This window comes from Mesorhizobium sp. M7A.F.Ca.CA.002.09.1.1, assembly GCF_003998555.1.
Taxonomy (GTDB): domain Bacteria; phylum Pseudomonadota; class Alphaproteobacteria; order Rhizobiales; family Rhizobiaceae; genus Mesorhizobium; species Mesorhizobium ciceri.
The window spans coordinates 1-2323 of record NZ_RZRR01000875.1 but is presented as its reverse complement, the minus strand read 5'-3'; the positions used below and the strand labels follow the sequence as shown (position 1 = coordinate 2323).

Sequence of the window (2323 nt, the reverse complement as noted above, 5' to 3'; positions counted from 1 at the left end):
AGCGGGTGCGGTGGAAGTCGTCGGCCTTCTCGCCGCAACCGCCCAGGACGCCGAGAATAGTCGCGCCGCGAGCCAATGCCGTCTCAAGCGATTCCAACACCAGCGCCCCGGATCCCTCGGCCAACACGAAGCCGTCGCGATCCCTGGAGAAGGGTTTCGACGCCTTTTCGGGGATGTCGTTGTGCGTGGAGAGCGCCGAAAGCAATGAGAAACGGATCAATGCCTCGGCGGTCGCGGAACCGTCCGCGCCGATCGACAGCGCACGGTCGCATTCGCCGCGTCGGATCGCCTCGACACCGAGCTGAATCGCGGTGGCGCCCGAAGCGCAAGCCGCCGACAGCGTGATCGGCAGACCACGCGTGCCAAGGCGATCGGCAAGGCGGCCGGCGATCGAACCGAACTGGGTGGTCTCGAAAATATCCAGCTCTTTCAAGCTACGCGCGACCCGAAGCAGTCTTTCGGCGGCGGTGTCATCCTTGTCCTTGTCAGAATTGTAGAGCGAGAAGCGCTCGGCCCAGTCGAGTTCGACTGGCGGCGATGCGAGGAAGAGCGGTCCGCCGAAATCGCTGGAATCAAGACCGGCTTCGCTCACCGCTTCTAAGCCCGCAAGCTCGGCTAGCTCATAGGTGAGTGGGCTGGCGCCTTTCGAGCTCGACGGCAGGAAATCGACCATGCCGGAGATGCGGGTGTTCAATTGATCGATGGGAAAGCGGGTGATCGGGTGAATGCCCGACTTGCCGGAGGTCAGTGCCGCCCAATTGTCTGATTTGCCGACGCCAAGCGAGGTCACCACGCCGATGCCGGTGACGGCGACGATCGGCCTGCCCATGTGATCTCTGAGATTGGCCATCCGGGAGCCCTCTTATCGTTGCAGCATGGGTCGTGGAGCCGCGTTACGCGGCATTGACCAGCGCCATGCCCTCGAATTGGTGATAGCCGATCGCCGTTGCAAGGACGGATTGGGGAACGCCTTCGAACGGCGTCTCGGCTGCGGCATCAAAAACAGGATAGGCGGCCTTGCGGTCGACAGCGAGTGCCGCCAGTGCCACAGCGAAAGGAAACTGTGCTTCCTTCATGTGCCCGGTCAGCGTCGAGAAGCCACGCGCGGCGATCGCCGGATTGGCATCGAGCGCTGCCTTCTCGGCTGTTGTCGCCGCATGCGCCCCCGATGCGCCCGACAGGGTCAGCAATTTGCCGTTCGGCAATGCAGCCTGCTTGAGCAGTGCGGCGATCTCGGCGTCGAGTTCTCCCCGTGGCCGCCGGGCGCGGCCGGAGACGACCGGTCCAAGTTCTGCATAGATCTTGCGGCCGCGGCTCATCGCGTGTTCGCGCTGCTCCAGCACCAGGAAGGCGCCGCCGGAGCCGGTCACGACGCCACCGCCCTCAGTGCCCTGTCTTTGCCAAACCGGCTTCCATGGGCCGCGATGCAGATAGCCGGCGAGTTCATAGCCGAGCAGCATATCGGGATGTTCGGTCTGGAAGGCACCGCCGACCAGGATATGCGTCGACTGACCCGAGCGGATGCGTGCGGCGGCCGTTTCAACCGCGGCGACACCGGCACCTTCCTCGCCCATGAAGGTTCTGGACGAACCGGTGACCTTGTGGACGATGGAGATGTTGCCGGCGAGCAGGTTGGACAATTGGGCCAGAAACAGTGTCGGGCGCAATTCGGTGGTCAATTTCTCGTTGAGCAGTACATCGCGGTCATTGCGGCTTTCCGAAGCGGCGAGAATGGCGGCATCGACCGCCTCGTCGCGCTCGCCACCGCCCGCCGCCACAACCATGTCCATGGTCGCGCAGAGTTCGTCATTGCCCTTGATGCCGGCGTCGTCCAGTGCAAGGCCGGCAGCATAGGTGCCGAGCCTCTGCCAGGTTTCCATCTGGCGCTGATCGCCACGCTTGGCGATCTGCAGGTTCCAGTCGATCTCAGGCAGCGGATGGACAGTATAGGGTGCAAAGCGCGTCGCTTCGAGCACCGGCTGCGGGCCCGGTTGCGCGAGCTTCTGCCAGTGGGCGTCAGGACCTTCCCCCAGCGAGGAGACAAGGCCGATACCTGATATGACGACGTCGCGGGGGCTGCTCATGTGCGGCTTTGTGGGTCAGGCGGCAGAGCGCGTCAAGATCGTGCGCTCAACTGACGTCAGGCGGTCTTGGCGGCGACCAGCGCGTCGATCTTGGCGCACAGGTTCTTCATGACGAAGTAATCGTCGGTCGAAGCCTTGCCGTCATTGACCTCCTGGGTCCACTTTTCCAGCGGCACCTTGATGCCGAATTCCTTGTCGATGGCAAAGACGATGTCGAGAAAATCGAGGCTGTCTATGCC

Annotated in this window: 3 protein-coding genes; all 3 read right to left on the bottom strand. The window is 63.3% G+C overall.

Annotated features, from left to right (window positions below; all coding sequences use genetic code 11):
* Positions 1–850 (bottom strand): beta-ketoacyl synthase N-terminal-like domain-containing protein (locus EN994_RS27675; RefSeq protein WP_127307976.1); only part of this gene is annotated, 850 nt, incomplete at its 3' end.
* 43 nt (positions 851–893) lie between these two features.
* A complete protein-coding gene (locus tag EN994_RS27670; protein ID WP_063168178.1) occupies positions 894–2084 on the bottom strand; it encodes a beta-ketoacyl-ACP synthase in 1191 nt (396 codons plus the stop codon).
* Positions 2085–2140: 56 nt separating this feature from the next.
* Positions 2141–2323, bottom strand: a 183-nt coding sequence (locus EN994_RS27665) for an acyl carrier protein (RefSeq protein WP_127307975.1), incomplete at its 5' end; no start/stop codon positions are given.